This is a genomic window from Enterococcus sp. AZ009, assembly GCF_050548785.1.
Taxonomy (GTDB): domain Bacteria; phylum Bacillota; class Bacilli; order Lactobacillales; family Enterococcaceae; genus Enterococcus_D; species Enterococcus_D entomosocium.
In genome coordinates, this window is the sequence record NZ_CP172960.1 from 1,741,293 (window position 1) to 1,762,264 (window position 20,972).

Consider the following 20,972-nt stretch of genomic DNA (forward strand, 5'->3'; position numbering starts at 1 on the left):
TAGTTTAGTTATCCAAAAATTTTTTTGTGTAAGGAACGACGTAGCAAACTCGTTCTTTGACTTCAATAATCAAAACCTTCGATCCAGCTGCTAATAGTTCATCGATTGGTTGGAAAGCCGTAGCTGGTCGATTGCTTGAACCAGTGACACTTGTGAGTTGAATTTCGCCCATTCCTTCACAAGGAATCGGCGTCAGCACCGTTGCGATGCGACCTTCAAAATCTTTCTCAGAACTTGACAGTGTCGCTTCCGCATTTCGCATGGGAATCAGCACGTAAAAATTCAAGAGAAAAACGAGCCCTGTAGCAAGGCAGCCGCTAATGACGAAAAGTAGGAGCGAATAGCTAGACAGAAAAGTTTCTCCTAAGTAACCGAAGAGACTTGTAAAGGCAAACCATGGAATAATTAACATCGGATCGACTGGTCCGTCGAAATCGAAGATATCCCCAAACAGAAGCAGCAAAAAGGCTAAAATAGCACAGCCAATCAAAACATACAAATAAATTTGCTCAGGTGCATAAGTGTGCAGCACATATCCACCTCCTTTCAAATAGCGTGATTTGTGAGAGCGACGAAAGTTAGGAGACAATCGGAAGAAGAACGAAGGAAACAAAAGAAAGGAACAGAGATTCTATTATAATTATACCAATAAATAATAAAAATATTCGATTTAATTAGATAAAATGATAAAATAATATAATAAATGGTGGTTTGTTATTTGGGAGAAGGCAACAAAAGCACATGGTTTTTTCAAGAGCCATTGACAAACAATCAAAATCAAAGTAGATTAAATCAGGGTAGTAAAAATGTCAAAAGGAACTGCTGACTCTAGACACGAAAATAGGCAGCGTTTGTTTTCTAACCCAATCGAAATAAAGTAGTTGTTCGCAAACATAAAAGAAGTCAGGAACACTTCTTTTCAACCGACAGATCGTATTGCTAAGAAATAGAGGTGGAATCGATGGATCAAAAAGAAAAAATGTTAGAACTAATCAAGAAAAAACAAGGCGGCGGACGTTCAAAAAAGATGGAATCCCCAAAAAATGATCGGAAAAACATGCGTAAAGGCCCGAAAATTTATAATAAGTAAGGCGATGGATTATTAATACGAAATGAGCGATTAAAAAAAGAGAAAAGGACAGGGTTGCTGTCTTTCTCTCTTTTTTTTATTCCTCAGAATTCACGTACAACTCACTCAAAGCTGGCAGATCATGGACTTGGTATTTTGCTTTAAACGTTGCGATTTCTTCAGCACTGAAGCGTTTAGGATCCAGTTTCAATTCTTCGACGGGAAGAGGTCGTTCGTTAGCGATCTTGACATCGATCACGACGGGGCCGTGGCTTTCTTTAGCTTGTGTAAAGACGGATGCTAATTCTTCTTCCTTCGTTACCGTGAAGCCTTTCGCACCTAATGCTTCCCCAACTTTACCAAAATCAGCACCGGCTAGTTGCACACCGAACTTGGTTTGCTCGGTATCTTCTTGCTCCGCTTCGATGAAGCCGAATGAGTCATTGGAAAAGACCACGTTGATGATTGGCAAATCATATTTCACTTGAGTAAGGATGTCTTGCATTTGCATCGCAAAACCGCCATCCCCACTAAAGGTAAATACTTGGCGATTCGGATAGCTCAATTGAGCGGCGATCCCACCAGGTACACCATTGCCCATTGTCGCAAACCAGCCAGACGTTGTGAAACGCTGTTCACCCGTCATTTCTAAATGACGGATACTGTGGATCGTCACATTACCAACATCTGTGACAAACAGGGCATCAGGAGCTGCGATACGGTTGATTTCTCGATAGACAGGTTCAGGACGCAAAGGTTCTTGCGCATCATGGTCAAAACTATGGCGCCATGCATGCCAATTCCGAGCGTTTTCTTGATTGGCTTTTATCCAGGCATCTGCAGGACGAGGGGCTGCCATCTCTGTCCATTTTCTAAGAGCGGTCGCACCATCTCCTAAAACGGAGACATCCGTCTGATGACGACGACCAAATTTCGAGGCGTCGATATCAACTTGGACAAAGTTGGCATCAGGATTGAAAAAGCGGCGTCCAAAAGGGAAGTCACTGCCGACAAAAACGATGAGATCAGCTTCTGCCAAAGCTTCATTGGCTGGTTTTGTCGCAACCCGTCCGGCAAATCCAAGAAAGTTTTCATAAAGATCAGGCACGATGCCTTTGGCTAAGACAGAAGCCGCTACAGGCATTGAGAAATGCTTCGAGAAAGCATCGATGGCATCAAAATGACCAAAGAGACCTTGTCCGATATAAAGGACAGGTTTTTTTGCTTGTTCAAAATAAGAAAGGGCAGCTCGTAAATCGTCTTCATCCGGCTGGAGAACACCCGTCTTATGATTTTTGGCGGTTGCAATCTCCTGTTCGTCGATTTCTGCAAACCCGTAATCGACCGGGATCGTTACTACAGCAACGCCTTTAAATTTATAGGCGGCTTTAATGGCTTCATCCACCACGTGGGGCAAACTTTCAGGGGACATGACCGTGCGATTGTAAATACTGACATCTGCAAACATCGGATTTTCATTCATTTCTTGAAAATCATTGTAGTTCATCGAACTTGAAGCCACTTGTCCTAATAAGGCAACGACAGGCACATTATCCATTTGGGCATCATATAAGCCATTGATCAAGTGGGTGGCACCTGGACCAGCAGAACCGAAAACCGCACCGACTTTTCCCGTTAGTTTGGCATCAGCCGCCGCTGCCAGCGCACCCGCTTCTTCATGACGTACTTGAACATATTTGACCGATTGCCGTTCATGGTACAAAGCATCCATCGTTGAGTTGAAAGATCCACCGGGGATTCCATAGATATGGTCGATGCCCCACGCTTCAAAAATCTTGATCATTGCTGTACCAGCATTGATTTTTGTCATTTTCTTCACTCGCTTTCTCTGTTGTCATTCGTTCTCTTTTAAGTATAAACGTTTCTCAAAAAGACAACAAAGAATGCGCCTTCTGTCACAAGGCGCATAGAAAGACTTATTTTAGGAAATGAACGACTCAGTTGCGAAGCTCTTGCACGAATCGACTGGCGATCTCTTTTGGTCGGGTGATGGCACCACCAACCACGATACCGGTCACACCCATATCCTGAATTTTTTTTGCTTGTTCCGGGGTGTGGATCTTGCCTTCGGCTATTACTGGAACCTTCGCCGCAACCAATTGCTGGATCAACTGATAATCCGGTTCCTCATTGGTAGGACTATTCGCCGTGTAGCCGGACAAAGTTGTACCAACAAAATCGACACCCGCTTCAAAGGCATTGATGCCTTCCTCATAGGTGGCGATATCTGCCATGAGTAGTTGATGGGGGTAAAGAGCTTTGATTTGCTTGATAAAGGCATTGATCGTCAAGCCATCATGACGTTTGCGCAAGGTGCAGTCCAAGGCGATCACCGCAATATGTAAAGCTGCTAATTCGTGTACCTCTTTGATGGTTGCTGTGATAAATGGTTCTTCCGGTGGATAGTCTTTTTTGATGATTCCGATGATCGGCAAATCAACAGCTGCTTGGATCTCGCGAATATCGCGAACGGAATTGGCACGGATGCCAACAGCACCAGCTTCTTGAGCTGCTTTTGCCAATAGGGGCATGACACCGCCGTTTTCGGTATATAGGGGTTCTCCAGGCAATGCTTGACAAGAAACGATCACTCCGTCCTTGATTTGTTGGATAAAAACTTCTTTTTCCATGTATATGACACTTCCCATTCTTTTAAAGGTTCGTTTCTCCCTTCGACTATATCATGAGGCTTTTTCCATGTAAATGAAACGACACCTTCTTTAAAAGGAAAGCGAACACCAAAAAAGAAGCAAGCACCGTCATCAAGGGTGCTTGCTTCATTAGGAGGTGAGGATAGGGAATCCTTTATTCCGCTTGTTTTGACGTGCATTGCTTGAACTTCTCAAAATCGATCGTTTGATTAGCCGGCAGCACTTCGTATTGCAATCGGTCTGTTTCTTCATCGTGAATGATATGGAGGATTTTTCCGTCTTCGTCTACTGGTCCCAGACTGATGATCGTAAACCGTTCATTGATGACTTCTAAATTCTGTAAAACCCCAGAAAACACTTTGCGAATATGATGGGCGGTCTTGATTTTTTTGTCTGCTTTTTCAACAGCCTTGGCTAACGTAAAGCCTTCATCTAAAAACGTTTTGATCATTTCCACTTTGACGACCGTGGGCAGTCGGTATTTTCGTGGGGCATTTTCTTCTTGTGGGACCGATTGAATAAATCCTTTTTGTTCCCAATAACGCAATTGGCGAGGGGAGATATCACACATTTGGCTAAGTTCGCTGATGCCGACCAACAAGTTTTCATTATCAACGAGTTTTCGAAAAAGATGAGACATACGGACTCCATTCTTGTAAAGGTATTTGTTAACATTGTAACTTGTTTTACTTTTATGTCAAGTAGGTTGACAAATGTTAGGGAAAGATTTAAAGTAAAGAAGGTTTTATGAAAAATATACTGAAAAGAGTGTGAAATATGTCAACGAGTCGTCCTTTAGATATCTACGGCAAACCTTACAATCGTTCCTTACTGGTTATGGTTTTGCTGATCGGTACGTTTTGTACTGTTTTGAACCAAACATTGTTAACAACGGCTTTTCCAACCTTGATGGATGCCTTTGACATCTCTGCATCTGATGTCCAATGGCTAACCACCGGTTTCTTGCTGGTCAATGGGATCATGATCCCGATCACCGCATGGCTGATCAACAAGTTCAGCTCAAGAAATCTTTACTTAACGGCAATGAGCATCTTCCTGGCTGGAACGATCGCTTGTTTTGCAGCACCGAACTTTTCTACATTATTGATTGGCCGCTTAGTGCAAGCTGCTGGTGTAGGGATCTCCATGCCGCTTTTGCAAAATATCATGTTGTCGATCTTCCCACCAGAAAAACGCGGTTCAGCTATGGGCATGTCCGGAATCGTTATTGGGTTGGCACCAGCCTTAGGCCCAACGTTATCTGGTTGGATCATTGATCATTATGACTGGCGTTATTTATTCGGAATGGTCATTCCGATCGTCGTTTTAGTCTTAGTCTTAGCGCTCTTTCTAATGAAGAGTGTGATTGAATTGTCGCATCCGAAAATCGATCTGTTCTCAGCGATTTTATCAACGCTTGGTTTTGGTACATTGCTCTATGGCTTTTCAAGCGTCGGTGACAAAGGGTGGGGCAGTATTGAAGTAATCGGTTTTCTTGCAGCCGGTGTCTTTTTCATTGCTTTCTTTGCATGGCGTCAATTGCACATTGAGCATCCGTTCTTAGAGTTGCGCGTGTTCAAATCAACGACCTTTACCTTGGCGTCGATCCTTTCAGGGGTCACGAATATGGCGATGATCGGTGCTGAAATGGTACTCCCATTGTATATCCAAAACATTCGTGGTGAATCAGCGTTCCATTCAGGATTGATGTTATTACCAGGTGCGTTGATCATGGGGATCATGATGCCAATCACTGGTGTGATCTTTGATAAGTATGGTGCAAAACGTTTAGCTATCACCGGGATGTTTATCTTGACCGCCGCAACCTTACCATTTGCTTTCTTAACAAAAGATACACCGATTTTGCATATCATCATTCTTTATGGGATTCGGATGTTCGGGATCTCAATGGTGATGATGCCAGTAACGACTTCAGGAATGAATGCCTTGCCTGGTAATCTGATCAGTCACGGTACCGCAGTAAACAATACCTTCCGTCAAGTAGCCAGCTCAATTGGTACGGCTATCTTGATCAGTGTCTTGACAAACGTCACCAAAGGCAACTTGCCAAGTGATTCTTTGCTGGATAAAACGCCTTTGGCCTACAAAGACCAAGCAATCGAAGCGACTTTATCCGGCTACCATGCCGCCTTTTATGTGGCAGCGGTCTTTAGTTTCTTAGGTTTCTTGATCGCCTTCTCCTTAAAGAAAAAAGAACCACGATTGACGGTTCTTGAAGGAGGTGCGGACAAATGATCTTGCTTTTGATCGTTCTTAGCGTGTTAGGGTTTGCGGTACTGAATGTTTTTGCCAAAAACAAGCGGCAAACAGGTTTATCATTGGTCTTAGGTCTAGTCTTCGTAGCAAGTGTCGTCGCATTGATGGCCAATTTGACTTACCATTTTGGAATGGAAAAAGAAACGACTGCTAAAACAACAGCACTGGTTTCTAGTGCCGATAATGAGAATTTTGATTTACTATTGTATCAGCCATTAGGAGATGGTACGGAAAAAATCTACCTGTATAAAACGGATACTGATCAAGAGGAACCAAAACAAACCGGTACTGATAAAGTGACCAATGTCGTGGAAACAGGGGCTGAGTCAGCTCAATTAGAAACAAAAACGACGCGCTGGGTTTATAAAAGTGACCTATCACGCTTCTTGTTCGGAATCGCTGATAACGATGGCCAATATGTCAGCCGTACCAATACGTTCTCATTACCAGATTCATGGGAAGTCTTGAGTGTGGATCAAGCAAAAAAACTGGCTTCTTTAGCGAAAGAACAAGCGGACACCATGAAAACACAAGGACAAGCGTATGTCCAAGAAAAAATGCAAGCTGCATTAATGGCTGATCCAACTATGGACGAGGCAGCCCAAAAAGCAAAAATCGCTGAATTGACAGAAGCTTATCAAAAAGAAGCGATGGCAAAACTGCTTGAAGAAGCAAAAAGTAAAAACGAGTAGATAGTCATGGGATGGAAGAATCAAATCGGATTCTTCTGTCCCTTTTTCTACATGAAACTTGTGATTTAGCGAAACAGCTGCTAAATGTTGGTCGTGTCCATCAACAATAAAAATCCCACTCACTACTAGTGTGTGGGATTTTCTTTATTCAAATGAGCACGCGGCAATCCGGTCGAAAGCTTCTTTTAACAAGTCCAACGATTGGGTGGCAGCTAAGCGAACATAGCCATCGCCGGTCGTTTCTCCAAAGGCTTTCCCAGGGATCATCAGCACACTGGTTTCCTTTAATAATTTCTCTACAAAGCTGACAGAGTCCAACCCTGTTTGTTCAATGTTGATGAAGGCATACATGCTTCCTTTGACAGGGGATAAGGAAAGGAATGGGATCTCAGCAACCCGTTGTTCAATGTAAGTCAGTCGTTCCTTAAAGACAGCAACCACTTGCGGCACGAGGGTATCATAGTGATTCAATGCGTAAATACCTGCCCGTTGTGAAGGGGTTGGTGCCGAATAGGCGATCGCCTCATTGATCAGTTTTGCCGTAAGATTGATCGATTCAGGTGCGATCATGTAGCCGATCCGCCAGCCAGTCATGGCAAAGGCTTTTGAGAAACTGCTGAATGTGATGGTGTTCTCAGGTGCGAAGGCTGCCATCGGTACAAAGGTATCATCAAAGCAAAAGGCTTCATAGACTTCATCCGAGAGGATCAGCAAGTCATGTTCAATGGCAACTGCTGCGATTTTTTCAAAAGTTTCTGGAGAAAAAACAGCACCAGTAGGATTGTTTGGTGAATTGATGATGATCGCCCGAGTTTTTTCAGTGATGGCGGATTTTAAGACCTCGACATCGATTTGAAAGCCATCTTTTTCAAAGGTCGGGATAAAGACCGGCACACCACCGACTAGTTCGACTTGTTGTTTATAAGGTGAAAAGTATGGTTCATGAATAATCACTTCATCACCAGGATCAATGATGGCAGCCAAAGCTAAGTACATGCCATGCAATGCACCGACAGTTCCTCGTACTTGGCTAGGAGAAAAAGTAAGCTGGTATTGCTTTTGATAAAAATCAACGACAGTTTGGATAAAATCAGCACTGCCGTCTGAAGCGGTGTATTTTGTATGACCCGCTTTGACGTCAGCAAAAGCTGCTTCAATGATCGTCGCATCTGTAATCAAATCAGGATCACCAATCGACAAATCAATCAAATTTGGGGTTTTCTTCGCAAGAGTGGCGATCTCCATTAAAAGATTTTCCTCTGGTTGTAAAAAACGTTCTGCAATCAACGGACGGTTCATTTTGTCATCTCCAATTTCTATAAAACTTTGCTTAAAAAATCCTGCGTCCGCGCATTTTGCGGATGCTCAAAGATTTGTTCTGGTGTTCCTTGTTCTTGAATGATACCGTCAGCCATAAAGATGACACGATCGGCAACTTCTTTAGCGAAGCCCATTTCGTGGGTAACGACCACCATCGTCATGCCTTTTTCTGCTAAAGCTTGCATGACCGTCAACACTTCTCCGACCATTTCTGGGTCCAAAGCCGATGTTGGTTCGTCAAAGAGCATTACATCAGGATCCATTGCCAACGCTCTAGCAATAGCGACCCGTTGCTGCTGCCCGCCAGAAAGGCTAGAGGGGTAACTATCCGCTTTTTCAGCTAAGCCAACTTGCTCCAGCAATCCTTTCGCTGTCTCTTCGGCAGCGGCTTGCCCTTGCTGTTTGACTTTGATCGGGCTGATAGTCAGATTTTCTAACACCGTTTTATGAGGGAATAGATTGAAGCTTTGAAAAACCATTCCCATTTTTTGACGAATCTGATCGATTTTCACACCTTTTGCCAATAAATCATTGCCTTCGAAGGTGATTTTCCCACCGGTCGGCTGTTCAAGAAGGTTCAAGCAGCGTAAGAAAGTACTTTTTCCACTTCCTGATGGTCCGATGATCACAACGACTTCACCAGGTGTCACTTCAAGATCGATTTCTTTTAAGACGGTATTCTCGCCAAATATTTTCACTAATTTTTCAACTTTAATCACTAGTTTTCATTCTCCTTTCAGCAACACCCAAGAGACGTGAGAGGGCGAAGGTCAATACAAAGTAGATCAATGATACGATAACGTATGGTAAAAACGGTTTGAAGCTGGCCCCTTGAACGACGCCTGTTTGGAAAATCAGTTCAGACACACCGATCACCGATACGACCGAAGACTCTTTAATGACCGTGACAAATTCATTTCCTAGAGCAGGCAAGATGTTTTTGATGGCTTGCGGGAAAATGATGAAGCGCATCGCTTGGATCTGATTCATTCCTAATGAACGAGCGGCTTCCAGCTGTCCTTTGTTGACGGCATTGATCCCGGCACGAATGATTTCTGCCACATAGGCGGCACTGTTTAGTGCTAAGGCAATACAGCCGGCAGCTAATTTCGAAAGCTCTAAGCCTAACACGCCTGTTCCAAAGTATACAATAAATATTTGTACTAACAAAGGTGTTCCTCGAACATATTCAATATAGACAGCGGCAATGACTTTCAGTGCTTTTGATTTAGAAAGCTTCATAAAGGCTAACAAACTGCCACCGATAGAGCCGAATAATACCCCAACCAAGGCTAGGAAGATGGTATAGCCAGTTCCGGTGATGTAAAAAGGCAGATATTTTTCCCAAAAGCTTTGCTCTTCATCGATCGTGCCATCTTCGGTAAACATCAATCGATAGGCATCTTCTTTGTATTGGCTTAAAAGATCATTACTAATAATGGTTTCAATGGAGGAATTGAGTTTTTCCAGTAAAACCGGCGCTTCTTTCGAGATGGCGATGGCGGTTTCCTTCACACCGTTTTCAAACGTGACATTTTCGGCTAATGCCAATGTATCATTCGCCGTCACATATGCTTCGGCAACGGGACCTTCCATCACGATCGCATCGATCTTGCGTGATTTTAGATTGGTTATCAAATCAGGCACCCTTTGCAAAGAGGTGACAGTCGCGCCAGTCAATTCTGTATTTGCCAGCTCTTCTTGGGTGGTTTGTCGTTGTGCACCGACAGCCACACCATCAAAATCAGCCGTCGATTGGAAACGATCCGCGTCTTCCGCTCGAACCAGAACAGTTTGTTGGACTTCCATATAGGTGTCAGTGAAATTGACTTCTTTGCGGCGCTCATCCGTAGCAGCCATCCCAGAGATGACGACATCGATTTTACCCGTTTTTAACGCCCCTAACAACGCATCAAACCCAAGTTCCTCGATTTTCAGATCGACCCCTAAGTCATCTGCAATCTTTTGGGCAATGGAAATATCGATTCCCACGATTTCATTTTTTCCGTCAACATTGGCACGGAATTCATAAGGTGCATAATCGGCAGATAAACCCACGACTAATACACCATTTTCTTTGACTTTTTCATAGATTGGATCAGTTTCTTCTGCATGTGCTTGTCCGACAAAGAAAAACGGCAGCAATGCTGTGATGATCCCTAATAAAACAGTACCCTTACTAAACCTTTTCATGTAAACGCCCCTTTAACTTTTTCTGCGCATCTATTAAAAATGCAAATAATAACTAATAAATGTATAAAAATACATATAAGTGATAGAAACTATCATAGCATAACATCAGTTGAAGTCAATAAGTCAGAGAAAAAAAGTCAAAAAATGTTGTAGAGCGTAAAACCATTTATTCAATTTTTTTGCAATCCAACCAAGAGCAATGTGAAGAAGGCACAGCGTCTTTTTTCTAAACATATATATTCGATCTTTCACTTTGAAAATAACCGATAATAAAGAAATGTGACCACACTGAATGAACAAATGGAAAATGGTCTCAGAAGAAGCCAAAAAAAACGAAACATAAGACATTTTTTTGATTTCTTGCGATAATAAAAGTGAAGAGGAGGCGGTAGGATGAAGGTCGTATTGATTCGACACGGAGAAAGTGAAGCAAATTTCGAAAATTATTGGACAGGATGGCTGGATGTTTCGCTGACCGAGAAAGGCCGGCAACAAGCATGGGTAGCAGGGGAACAGATCAAAGCAATGGGGATTACTTTTGATTTTGCCTTTGCATCTGTGCTTCAACGAACGATCATCACGTGTGATGCCGTTTTGGAAGCTAGCAATCAGCTTTGGGTCCCTGTACACAAAACATGGCGCTTAAACGAGCGTCATTATGGGCAACTGGTTGGGGTCAATAAAGATGTGATGGTGGCACAATATGGAAAAGAACAGGTGCAAAAATGGCGTCGTGGATATGATGAACCGCCTTTATATGTGGAGGAAAATGATTTCGATCGACGCTACGATTCTTTGGATCCTCGCTTGATTCCTAAGGGAGAAAATCTGGGAATGGTCGTGGCCCGAGTGGTTCCATTTTGGCAAGATCAGGTGGTTCCGTTACTTAAAGATCATAAGAATATTCTCATTACTGGTCATGGGAACAGTTTGCGGGCGTTAGTCAAATACTTAGAGGACGTGCCCAAAGATGACATGGATACGATCGATATTCCTAACGCACAGCCGATCATTTATGAGTTTGATAGCCAAGCAAACTTGATTGAACGGGCGTAATAACGAACATTTAAAGAATAAACCACATTTTCGTTTGATGTTACATCGAAAATGTGGTTTTGTTGTGCTATAATAAGAAAAATTTAATGAAAGGCGGGAGAATATGAAAGCCGTATTAACCGTTATTGGAAAAGACAAGGTTGGGATCATCGCCGGTGTCAGCCAGAAATTAGCAGAATTAGAAATCAATATTTTAGATGTGTCCCAAACGATCATGGAAGATTACTTCACGATGATGATGCTTTTAAACATGGATGCCAATCAGGATTTTGACGGTGTTCGTGAGGAGCTTCACCAAATAGGTCAGGCATTAGGTGTGAAAATCAGCATTCAAAATCAAGAGATTTTTGATACCATGCATAAATTATAGGAGGCACTATGGAGACAAATCAAATACTTGAAACCATTCGCATGGTGGAAGAAGAAAACTTAGATATTCGTACGATCACGATGGGGATTTCATTATTGGATTGTATCGACGCCGATATTGATCGTACCTGTGAGAAAATTTTTCAAAAAATTACAACAAAAGCGAAAGATCTTGTCAAAGTCGGCGAAGAGATCGAAAGTGAATATGGCATTCCGATTATTAACAAGCGGATTTCGGTTACCCCTGTAGCGATCGTAGTGGCAGCTTGCCAGCCGACACCCGCAGACTGTATCAAAGTTGCGAAGACCTTGGATCGAGCGGCGCAAGAAGTCGGAGTAAATTTCATCGGCGGCTATAGCGCACTAGTAGAAAAAGGCTATCAAGGCGGCGACCTTGCATTGATCGAATCGATTCCAGAAGCCTTGGCTCAAACCAATTTTGTCTGTTCGTCGGTCAATATTGGATCAACGAAAGCTGGGATCAACATGGATGCAGTACGTCTGATGGGAGAAACAGTCAAGAAGACGGCTGAGGCATCAGATATGGGCTGTGCGAAGCTCGTCGTCTTTGCGAATGCAGTGGAAGACAATCCCTTTATGGCGGGGGCTTTTCATGGGGTCGGTGAAGCTGATGTGGAAATCAACGTCGGTGTCAGCGGACCTGGTGTCGTCAAACGTGCCTTGGAAAAAGTCAAAGGCGAGTCCTTTGATGTCGTGGCGGAAACAGTCAAAAAAACAGCTTTCAAGATCACGCGGATGGGGCAATTGGTCGGGCGCGTGGCTTCAGAGCGCTTGGGCGTTCCATTCGGGATCGTCGATCTTTCGCTGGCGCCAACTCCTGCTGTTGGTGATAGTGTGGCATTGATTTTAGAAGAAATGGGCTTAGAATCTGTCGGTACCCACGGAACGACAGCTGCTTTGGCATTGTTAAATGATGCAGTCAAAAAAGGCGGCGTAATGGCCTGCAACCATGTTGGTGGTCTGTCGGGTGCTTTTATCCCCGTTTCTGAAGATGCAGGAATGATCAAAGCAGTAGAAGCTGGTTTATTGAATTTAGAAAAACTTGAAGCCATGACGGCGATCTGCTCTGTCGGCTTAGATATGATTGCGATTCCGGGAGATACTTCGGCTGAGACGATTGCCGCAATGATCGCGGATGAAGCAGCGATCGGTGTCATCAACCACAAGACGACAGCTGTCCGAATCATTCCAGCGAAAGGCAAAGAAATCGGCGATCGCATCGAGTTTGGTGGGTTATTAGGGACAGCGCCAGTGATGAAAACCAATCCTGCGAAGTCTACTGATTTCATTTTGCGTGGCGGCCGTATTCCCGCACCGATCCATTCATTTAAAAACTAGCTCGTGTTCATTTTGTAAGAAAATATGATAAAGTGACCTTTAAAAGACTAATCAGAATGCTGTCTTTTAAAGGTTTTTTGGTCCTGTTACTATTTTTTTCATTCCTAAGGCGGATGTTTTTTTGTTTGGAATCGAATACAATGAAAGATAACACGATAAAAAGGGGTGGTAAAATGAAGAAAATCTTCCAACTTGGGATGTTGGTTTTTGTTGGTTTGATGGGATTTTTTGTCCTTCAACCATCAATTGCATTCGGACAGACATTTGTTCGCGATGATGCCGGGGTCCTTTCACAAGAGACGATCGAACAGATCGATGCCTTGAATAAAGAGGGGTTCCAATCATTGACTGGCGCGCCAGAATATGCTGTGATCACGATCCCTTCCTTAGATGGGCAATCGATTGAAGAGCGTAATTTGGAACTGTTCAATGAATATGGTTTAGGAAATCCAGAGGACAATAATGGACTATTGTTTCTCTTTGCCATTGATGATCGTGAATTTCGTCTGGGTTATGGCGATGGACTATCCTATGTCTTCAGTGAGCTATCGGAAGATGATTTAGTGGATGAAGATGCCAAAGACGCATTACGAGATGAAGATTATGATACAGCGATATTGGCAGCTTCTAATGAAGTCTATCAGCGAATGAAAGAAGCGGATGAAACGATTGGATTAGGGACGATTTATCAAGATGGCAATCAAATGTTAGCAGAAAAACAGGCACAAGAAGCAGAATCCACTAAGCAAATGTGGTTCACTATTGGAAAAATCGTCAGTGGTGTTTTAGCGGCAGCAGCTGCAAGCCTTGTCGGGTTCATCAGTTTTCGCCATCTTAAAACCAAACGGCGATTTGAAGAGCACCTGCCGTTGCCGAAACATCTGTTAGAAGATAGTCACTTCCAACAGAAAGATTTCTTGAAATGGGCTAGCAATAGAAAGAACTATCAGCGTTACCATCAGTATCAGACAGCAAAAGATTGTCAACAAGCATTTACGCAGTATGTGACGAGTACTTACGTGCCAGCGAAATTGAGCTCGATCACCGGATTGTCGACTGCGGATAAACGAGTTATCCAACATGCCTTGACGAATCCAGCAATTGGCTCTTATTTTTCAAACTTGCTGATGAAGAAAAAAACCACGGTCAAACATTTCGGTCAGGTGATCCTTACACAACATGACACCTTAAAAACCTATGAAGCCCAATTAGGCAGGGAAGTGACTGAACGGATGGCAGACTACGATTTGACTGATGCGGTGTTACCCGAAAATCTGCCTTTAGCAGATGCTTATCGAGCAGAAATAGCCAAGCAAGCTAAAGAAGAGATCAGAAGACGCAATGAGCAAGGGCGATACTTAGCTCAACTTGTGACGGAAAAAGCGACCTATCCTGAGATGGTACAAGCCATTCCGAAAGAAGTTTCTAATGTTCTAGCGGAAGTGAAAACAGATGCCTTGTTCCAAGTTGACTTGAAACAGGTTTATCAAAATCACCCAGATTTAGCAAACAAATTATCCTCATTTGATGCTTCTGATCGAGCAGCAGTTTTAAATAATGCTCGCCAAGAGTATGACCCGCATGGGATGAATATGGCGTTGTTCTTTGTGATGATGAATAATCACGTGTCCCATCAAGAACAAGTCATTGCCGATACACAAAGTTCTTCGAATGATTTTGGCGGTTTTAGCGGAGGAAGTAGCAGCGGTGGCGGTGTTTCTGGTAGCTGGTAATTTTTTCGTAAGGAGGAACGTTCATTGTTCTGCAATACATTCGCTTGCATGTAGGTTTGTGCAAGCGGAAGGATTGTATAGTCAATGGCGTTTTTTCTTGTGGAGGAAATCCCTTGATAAATAAGACAAACCAAACAAAGTGTGGTAAACTTTTTAGAGTTACAGAAAATGAATGGAACTTTCATTCATTTGAAAAAGGGAGAAAACGAGGGATATCATGTACCAATCTTACATATGGGATTTTGACGGAACACTTTACGACAGCTACCCAATCATGTTAAAAGCTTTTATTAAGACATTGAAGGAGTATGGCTTCGATCCAGATCCAGCGGAGATTTATTATATATTGAAAGATTCATCTTCCAAAAAAGTTGCTGAAAAATACAACTTAGATTTTCAAGAGTTCACTAAAGCATTCAAAGCAAATGAAGCGCTGGATGATCGTTTGCCGCTTTCCTTTGTAGGAACCAAAGAAACATTAGAAGCCGTGGTTGCTGCTGGTGGCAAGAACTACATTTTGACCCACCGCGATGTCGTTTCAACAAAAGAGCTGTTAGAAAAAGAACAGATGGCAGACCTGATCGTTGAGATCGTAGGACCGGAAAACAACTTTCCCCGTAAACCTGATCCAACTTCATTGATTTATCTTGTCGAAAAATATCATTTAGACAAAGATCAGACCGTCATGATCGGCGATCGTACGATGGATGTTTTTGCAGGACAAGGAGCAGGTGTCAAGACGATATTTTATGATATAGAAGGTCTCTTAAAAGATGTATCCGCCGACCATACCGTCCAATCCATGGCTGAAATACAAGAAATCATTAAGTCTTGAGAAATCAAGGCTTTTTTTGTGCAAAGAAAGTAAGACATTCATTACTTATGATGAACGGTATAAACGTGGTTCTCATTGGTCTTCTAGTCTCGGCACAACAAACCAAAAAGAAGTCACGCCATTTTTCGACTCAGCGCCATAATCGAAGGCGTGAGAAGTCAAAATGGTTTTCACGATCGCTAAGCCGATGCCGGTTCCTTCTTTATGTCCTGCTTGATGTTGGACGCGTTGGTATCTTTCCCAAATGAGTTCGAGTTGTTCTGGAGGGATATCTTTTCCGGGATTGATGACAGCAACTTTTGTTCTTGTAGATGTATTCGTTAATTTGATCAAAAGACGCTCGTTTTTAGGTGTATGGTTGATGCCATTGTTTATTAAATTACGCAAAACCTGTTCCATTTTGATGCGATCAAAAAGAGCAATTCCATTCTTACTATCTGCTTCAAAATCGACAGTGATGTCATATTGATTGGCGATCCCTCTTGCGTAGGCAACGACGGAGGAAACCACCTCGTATGTATTCCAGATTTCATTTTTAAGTTGTGTGTAGCCTGCTTGCATGATAGAGAAATCCATGATGTCATCAACCATGGCACTCATACGGTGGGCTTCGCTGATAATTAGTTCCATATGTTCTTTTCGAAGGCGTTCGTCACTTCCAGAAACATCACGTACCATCTCCCCATAACCCGTGATCAACGCGAGGGGGGATCGTAGTTCATGAGAAACATTGGCAATCACTTCTTTTCGCAACACGTCTACTCGCTGAAGTTCTGTGCTTAAGTCCGCAACAGATTCAGAAAGTGTACCTAATTCATCGCCACGGTTTAGTTTGGGTACGGAATAAAGCTCTCCGTTGGTTAAGCGGATGATGGCTTCTTTGATGGTTTTGATCGGGCGAATAAAATGCTGTGCTAAAAAAAAGGAGATCGTTGATGCAAAAATTGTTAATATGATGGTGAATAGAAAGAGTTGCTGTCGATTCATGCTTTGAAGCGCTTCGATTTGAGTGATCGTATTGGAGAGCAAAAGGGCAGCTGGGCGTTGGAAAAGAGTCGTAGGAACGCCAATAAGAATGGCAGAAGACTTTTCAAAGTCTTCTACAGCACTAAGGCTCTCACCGTTAAGGACAGTGGGTGCATGAGATAACAACCAGCTGTATTCGTTGCTCAACCCATCTATGTTTAATTGTTGTCCATTGTTAAATGCCGCCAGAATTTCGCCATACTCGTCGACTAAAAAAAGAGTCCCAACGATCGTTTTACTGAGGAAAAGCAATGGATCTTCTGGTAAATCATCTGGATCTACTGCCATTTCTTCAACAGCGGCAGCTGTTTCTTGAACTGTTTCTAAAAGTGATTCTTTTGTTACATTGATATAATTTGGTTCAAAGAGCAAAATTTGAACAGTCCATAAAAAAGCAATGCCAATGACGACCAGCAGCATATTGGCGGACCAAAGCCGCACGAGTAATTTACTTTTGATGTAAGTAAAACCTAACCGACTAGTCTTCATAATCAAATTTATACCCAACGCCCCAAACCGTTTGGATCAACTCTCGGTAATCCCCTAGACGCTCTCGCAAGGACTTGATGTGTGTATCCACTGTTCTGGTATCACCGAAATAATCGAAGCCCCAGACACCTTCTAAAATTGATTCTCGGCTCAAAGCAATATGATTATTTTTTGTCAAATAGACCAGCAGATCGAATTCTTTTGGCGTAAGCGGCAGAGGATTCCCTTTGATCGTTACAGTATGAGAAAAAACATTGACTTCGAGATCGCCATAAACGATCTTTTCGAACTGAAATTGACTACTTCGTTTCAACACAGCTTTGATGCGAGCCATCAGCTCTTTAGGGCTAAATGGCTTGGCGATGTAATCATCGGCACCAAGATTGAAGCCAAAGAGTTTGTCATACTCTTCCTTTCGAGCGGTAATCATGATGACTGGCGTGTTACAGCTACCTCTGATTTCCGAAAGCGTCTGAAAGCCATCTTTTCCCGGCATCATGACATCTAGGAGAATCAAATCGAATGAATGATTGGTTAATTTTTCCAAAGTTTCTTTTCCATCTGATGCTTCAAAACATAGATACCCTTCGATCTCCGCATAAGTTTTCACTAGGGCACGCATATGAGTGTCATCATCGACAATCAATATTTTTTGCAATTTTATTCACATCCTTAAAAATAATTTATATTTTTTAAAGTATATCACAGCATAATCGCTGAATTAATAAGAAAATGACTCTTTGAAAAATAATTGTTCTTTCCCTCACAAGATCATCACAAATACCCAATACTATAGAGGTATATTCGATCGAAAGGGGCGCTTTGGCGATGTATGACTATCATATAGTCAAAAAGAAAAAAGCGAAGAAAAATCGTAAGCTAGTCGGTCATTGGTTATACATAATCAGTCTTGCGCTTTTTATGGGGTTTTCTGCACGTTTGATTTACATTGTTCAAGTCGGCGTGATTGCTGGCGTCTCTTTGTCTGAAAGAATAGAAAGTTTGTATTATAGTTCACGATCCATCGAAACAAGTCGAGGGGCGATTTTTGATCGGCAGGGGACAGTGATCGCACAAGATATTCTTTCCTATACTGTTCGAGCGGTTCTTTCTGAAGATTACATTGATAATGGCCGACCCATGTATTTAGACAGAGCGCGCTTTGAGGAGACCGCAACGATTCTTTCGGAGTATTTACCTATTTCTAACGAGCAAGTTTTGTCTATCTTGACAGACGGTGCGAATCAAATAGACCCGCCTGTCTTTCAAGTGGAATTTGGCAATGTTGGCAGTGGTCTAAGTGTGACCACTCGAAATCAAATCGAAGCGGCGTTTGATGCAGCTGGAATCAATGGTATCTATTTCGATGCTCGTTCAAGTCGCAGCTATCCGAATGGCATCTTTTCTTCACATTTGATAGGGACAACGTCAGATGATGATGAAATTCGAGTCGGAGTTTCTGGATTAGAATATGTACTGAACGACTTTTTGAAGAATCAAAATGGGCGAGAGTCTTTTCAAGTCAATGCTTCAGGGAATCCTGTTCCTGCAACCAATCAAATGGTAGAAGAAGGCGTAGATGGGAACGATGTTTGGACGACATTAGATGCTCATCTGCAGTTATTCACTGAATCAGTGATGGATGAGGTTATGGAACAAACACGACCAGAGAATCTGACGGCTTTATTAATGGATGCGAAAACTGGAGAGATTTTAACGATGGCTCAAAGACCTAGTTTTCATCCAGAGACCCAAGAAGGAATTGCGGATGAGCACTTTATTTGGCGTAATCTTTTTACGGAAGAGATGTATGAACCAGGTTCGACCTTGAAGCTGGCAACCGTTGCGGCAGCGATTGATGAAGGTGTTTTTGATCCGACGGAACGCTACAATCCTGTGAGTATGCAGATTGAAGATCGAGTCATCAACGACCACGACTCAGGAGCAAATGGTGAGTTGACGATGCGGCAAGCGTTAGCTTGGTCAAGCAACACTGGGATGGTTCGACTTCAGCAACGGATCGGTTTTGATGCATGGGCGCAGTATTTAACTGATTTTGGACTAGGGAAAGTTACAGGAAGTGAGCTTCCCGGTGAGGTGCCTGGTATCTTACCTTCAAGAAATCGGGTGGATTATGCCATGAGTTCTTATGGCCATGCGATTGGGGTCAATCAGATGCAGATGATGCAGTTATTTAGCGCATTTGCCAATGGTGGCGAGATGATTCGTCCGCAATTGATTCGGCAAGTGGGAGAAGAGACCCAAGTTTTTCCAGAAGTCGTTTCTCAGCCTATTTCACAAACAGCGGCTGATGCTGTATTGGAATACATGACCGATGTAGTGACGGATGAACGCTATGGCACCGCTTATGATGTATACCAACTGACGAACCATGAGATTTCTGTCAAAACTGGGACTGCTCAGATCGCCAATGAGAATGGTCAAGGTTACATGACAGGAGAGTTTGATTATATTTATTCGGCGGTCTCGATCTATCCAACGGATGATCCACAGTTTATTCTTTACCTCACTATCAAGCGACCAGAGGAATACGATCGTCATACCTTAGCTAAAATTGCCAATCCATTGATGGAGCGTTCGATGGCGCTGCAAAGTTTTCGTGAGTAAAAAAGTTTCTTAACAGGAGCTTAAAAAGACATAGACCATCTAAGAAGTTTCATGCTGCAGCTGGTCAATTTTCCACAGGAATGATAGTCTTTAGAAAAGGCAGGACGGTTTATCAGCGATCCAATCTAGGGATGAATGAGTGGATAAACGATCGCGCTACAGCTAACACATAATGATTCATTGACGGAGGTGTCATATGAAAAAAATAAAATTCTTAATCAAAAGCATTTTTCTCATCGGGCTTCTTTATTTTGTAAGCCAGATGATTACATGGCAAGACGGGCGCTTGGCATTTTGGGATGCTCGACTCAACGAGATCACTCAATCTCTCTCGTCCCAATTTTCTCCTTCACAAGACACTTCAGCCAGGCCATCGGCAGAAACACCTGCCCAGACATATTTATATAATGAATCACGACAAGTGATCGAAGAAACCTTTGGAGAAGCGATCAATGAATCAGCGAATCGATATGGACTGAACTGGACTTCCTATCACGATGATTTTCGTAACTTCATGATGGTGATGTACGATGAACATGATATTGCGCAAGGGATCTATACGAATCAAGACACGATTCTTATCGATGACACGCTAGGTATCGGGTCTTCAAAAGCCAGCGTTCGTAATCAGATGGGTACGAGCCAAGAAAGTCTACAACGAGGATCAAGACGGTATCGCATCGATTCCGATGCCGACTATGATCTGTTCCTACAAGACGATCAATTGATTACTTTTTTCTATGATGTTCATGCCGAAGATACAGTGACTGCGATTCAAATCATCAATCGCTCGTTAGAAACACGCCATGCGAATGATTTTCGCCAAAATCAAGCCGCCATTTTAAGCGGCTTACGAACACAGTTATTTGAATTAACGAATGCCACCCGAGTGAAATTTGGTTTGTCGCCCCTTGGATTCAGTGAAGCAACCAGTGAGACTGCCGTGAAGCATAGCCAAGACATGGCAGAACATCGATATTTTGACCATATTGGGTTAGATGGATCGACTCCATTTGATCGGATGCAAGAAGACGGGATCAGCTTCACTGCTGCAGGGGAGAATTTGGCATTTGGCCAAGCCAGCAGTATTTACGCCCATCAAGGTTTAATGAATTCAGAGGGACATCGGGCAACGATTCTAAACGATGAGTATCAATTTCTCGGGATCGGTATTGCGATCGATACCAGCGAACAGCCATATTATACAACGTTGTATCACCGAGGATCGGCGTCGTGAATTCCTGAATTGCTTGA

Annotated in this window: 20 protein-coding genes; 10 read left to right on the forward strand and 10 right to left on the reverse strand. The window is 42.8% G+C overall.

The genetic code is table 11. The features are described from left to right. Positions 1 to 4 precede the first annotated feature (4 nt). Complete coding sequence (locus IGJ74_RS08275) at positions 5 to 550, reverse strand: NfeD family protein (RefSeq protein WP_218193115.1); 546 nt, start codon at positions 548 to 550, stop codon at positions 5 to 7. A 411-nt stretch (positions 551 to 961) separates the two neighbouring features. Between IGJ74_RS08275 and IGJ74_RS08280 the strand changes: the two genes are divergently transcribed. Beyond that, positions 962 to 1,090, forward strand: coding sequence for a hypothetical protein (locus tag IGJ74_RS08280; RefSeq protein WP_005236316.1), 129 nt, complete (start codon positions 962 to 964; stop codon positions 1,088 to 1,090). 76 nt (positions 1,091 to 1,166) lie between these two features. Here the strand turns inward: IGJ74_RS08280 and spxB are convergent, their stop codons facing one another. From spxB to IGJ74_RS08300, 4 genes are all read right to left on the reverse strand, one after another. After that, positions 1,167 to 2,900, reverse strand: coding sequence for a pyruvate oxidase (gene spxB / locus IGJ74_RS08285; protein WP_218193114.1), 1,734 nt, complete (start codon positions 2,898 to 2,900; stop codon positions 1,167 to 1,169). A 127-nt stretch (positions 2,901 to 3,027) separates the two neighbouring features. Next, a complete protein-coding gene (locus tag IGJ74_RS08290; RefSeq protein ID WP_218193113.1) occupies positions 3,028 to 3,720 on the reverse strand; it encodes an N-acetylmannosamine-6-phosphate 2-epimerase in 693 nt (230 codons plus the stop codon). Then, positions 3,678 to 3,920, reverse strand: a complete 243-nt coding sequence (locus IGJ74_RS08295; protein ID WP_430608763.1) for a hypothetical protein — start codon at positions 3,918 to 3,920, stop codon at positions 3,678 to 3,680. The genes IGJ74_RS08290 and IGJ74_RS08295 overlap by 43 nt, the downstream gene beginning before the upstream one ends. Next, positions 3,896 to 4,381, reverse strand: coding sequence for a MerR family transcriptional regulator (locus IGJ74_RS08300; protein WP_016620848.1), 486 nt, complete (start codon positions 4,379 to 4,381; stop codon positions 3,896 to 3,898). The genes IGJ74_RS08295 and IGJ74_RS08300 overlap by 25 nt, the downstream gene beginning before the upstream one ends. 137 nt (positions 4,382 to 4,518) lie before the next feature. Between IGJ74_RS08300 and IGJ74_RS08305 the strand changes: the two genes are divergently transcribed. Beyond that, on the forward strand, positions 4,519 to 5,997 hold the full coding sequence (locus IGJ74_RS08305) for an MDR family MFS transporter (protein ID WP_218193112.1): 1,479 nt from the start codon (positions 4,519 to 4,521) through the stop codon (positions 5,995 to 5,997). After that, the gene (locus IGJ74_RS08310) at positions 5,994 to 6,710 is read left to right on the forward strand and encodes a DUF4811 domain-containing protein (protein ID WP_218193111.1); all 717 of its coding nucleotides are present in this window, start codon (positions 5,994 to 5,996) and stop codon (positions 6,708 to 6,710) included. Before IGJ74_RS08305 ends, IGJ74_RS08310 begins: the two co-directional genes overlap by 4 nt. Before the next feature lie 144 nt (positions 6,711 to 6,854). Here the strand turns inward: IGJ74_RS08310 and IGJ74_RS08315 are convergent, their stop codons facing one another. The 3 genes from IGJ74_RS08315 to IGJ74_RS08325 are packed head-to-tail and all read right to left on the reverse strand — an operon-like array spanning position 6,855 to position 10,223. Further along, complete coding sequence (locus IGJ74_RS08315; protein ID WP_016613369.1) at positions 6,855 to 8,009, reverse strand: pyridoxal phosphate-dependent aminotransferase; 1,155 nt, start codon at positions 8,007 to 8,009, stop codon at positions 6,855 to 6,857. Positions 8,010 to 8,026: 17 nt separating this feature from the next. Further along, positions 8,027 to 8,749, reverse strand: coding sequence for an amino acid ABC transporter ATP-binding protein (locus IGJ74_RS08320; RefSeq protein WP_016620845.1), 723 nt, complete (start codon positions 8,747 to 8,749; stop codon positions 8,027 to 8,029). Continuing rightward, positions 8,742 to 10,223 (reverse strand): ABC transporter permease subunit, encoded by a 1,482-nt coding sequence (locus tag IGJ74_RS08325; RefSeq protein ID WP_005236308.1) that lies wholly within the window; start codon positions 10,221 to 10,223, stop codon positions 8,742 to 8,744. Before IGJ74_RS08325 ends, IGJ74_RS08320 begins: the two co-directional genes overlap by 8 nt. Before the next feature lie 393 nt (positions 10,224 to 10,616). On the opposite strand from IGJ74_RS08325, the gene IGJ74_RS08330 reads away from it, so the two are divergent. From IGJ74_RS08330 to IGJ74_RS08350, 5 genes are all read left to right on the forward strand, one after another. Next, a complete protein-coding gene (locus IGJ74_RS08330; RefSeq protein WP_008381373.1) occupies positions 10,617 to 11,279 on the forward strand; it encodes a 2,3-bisphosphoglycerate-dependent phosphoglycerate mutase in 663 nt (220 codons plus the stop codon). 103 nt (positions 11,280 to 11,382) lie between these two features. Beyond that, the gene (locus IGJ74_RS08335; RefSeq protein ID WP_005236306.1) at positions 11,383 to 11,649 is read left to right on the forward strand and encodes an ACT domain-containing protein; all 267 of its coding nucleotides are present in this window, start codon (positions 11,383 to 11,385) and stop codon (positions 11,647 to 11,649) included. A gap of 8 nt (positions 11,650 to 11,657) precedes the next feature. Then, a complete protein-coding gene (locus IGJ74_RS08340; protein ID WP_008381372.1) occupies positions 11,658 to 13,007 on the forward strand; it encodes a PFL family protein in 1,350 nt (449 codons plus the stop codon). A gap of 140 nt (positions 13,008 to 13,147) precedes the next feature. Then, positions 13,148 to 14,740, forward strand: coding sequence for a TPM domain-containing protein (locus IGJ74_RS08345; protein WP_430608752.1), 1,593 nt, complete (start codon positions 13,148 to 13,150; stop codon positions 14,738 to 14,740). 217 nt (positions 14,741 to 14,957) lie between these two features. Further along, positions 14,958 to 15,575 carry an HAD-IA family hydrolase gene (locus IGJ74_RS08350; protein WP_016613374.1) on the forward strand — a complete coding sequence of 206 codons (618 nt, stop codon included), beginning with the start codon at positions 14,958 to 14,960 and terminating at the stop codon, positions 15,573 to 15,575. A gap of 72 nt (positions 15,576 to 15,647) precedes the next feature. On the opposite strand, the gene IGJ74_RS08355 is transcribed toward IGJ74_RS08350, so the two are convergent. Then, the gene (locus IGJ74_RS08355; protein ID WP_086317345.1) at positions 15,648 to 17,090 is read right to left on the reverse strand and encodes a sensor histidine kinase; all 1,443 of its coding nucleotides are present in this window, start codon (positions 17,088 to 17,090) and stop codon (positions 15,648 to 15,650) included. Continuing rightward, a complete protein-coding gene (locus tag IGJ74_RS08360; protein WP_005236299.1) occupies positions 17,080 to 17,748 on the reverse strand; it encodes a response regulator transcription factor in 669 nt (222 codons plus the stop codon). The genes IGJ74_RS08355 and IGJ74_RS08360 overlap by 11 nt, the downstream gene beginning before the upstream one ends. Positions 17,749 to 17,918: 170 nt before the next feature. On the opposite strand from IGJ74_RS08360, the gene IGJ74_RS08365 reads away from it, so the two are divergent. Then, a complete protein-coding gene (locus IGJ74_RS08365) occupies positions 17,919 to 19,718 on the forward strand; it encodes a penicillin-binding transpeptidase domain-containing protein (protein ID WP_144330386.1) in 1,800 nt (599 codons plus the stop codon). Between the two features lie 196 nt (positions 19,719 to 19,914). Beyond that, complete coding sequence (locus IGJ74_RS08370; protein WP_218193110.1) at positions 19,915 to 20,955, forward strand: CAP-associated domain-containing protein; 1,041 nt, start codon at positions 19,915 to 19,917, stop codon at positions 20,953 to 20,955. Positions 20,956 to 20,972: the final 17 nt, after the last annotated feature.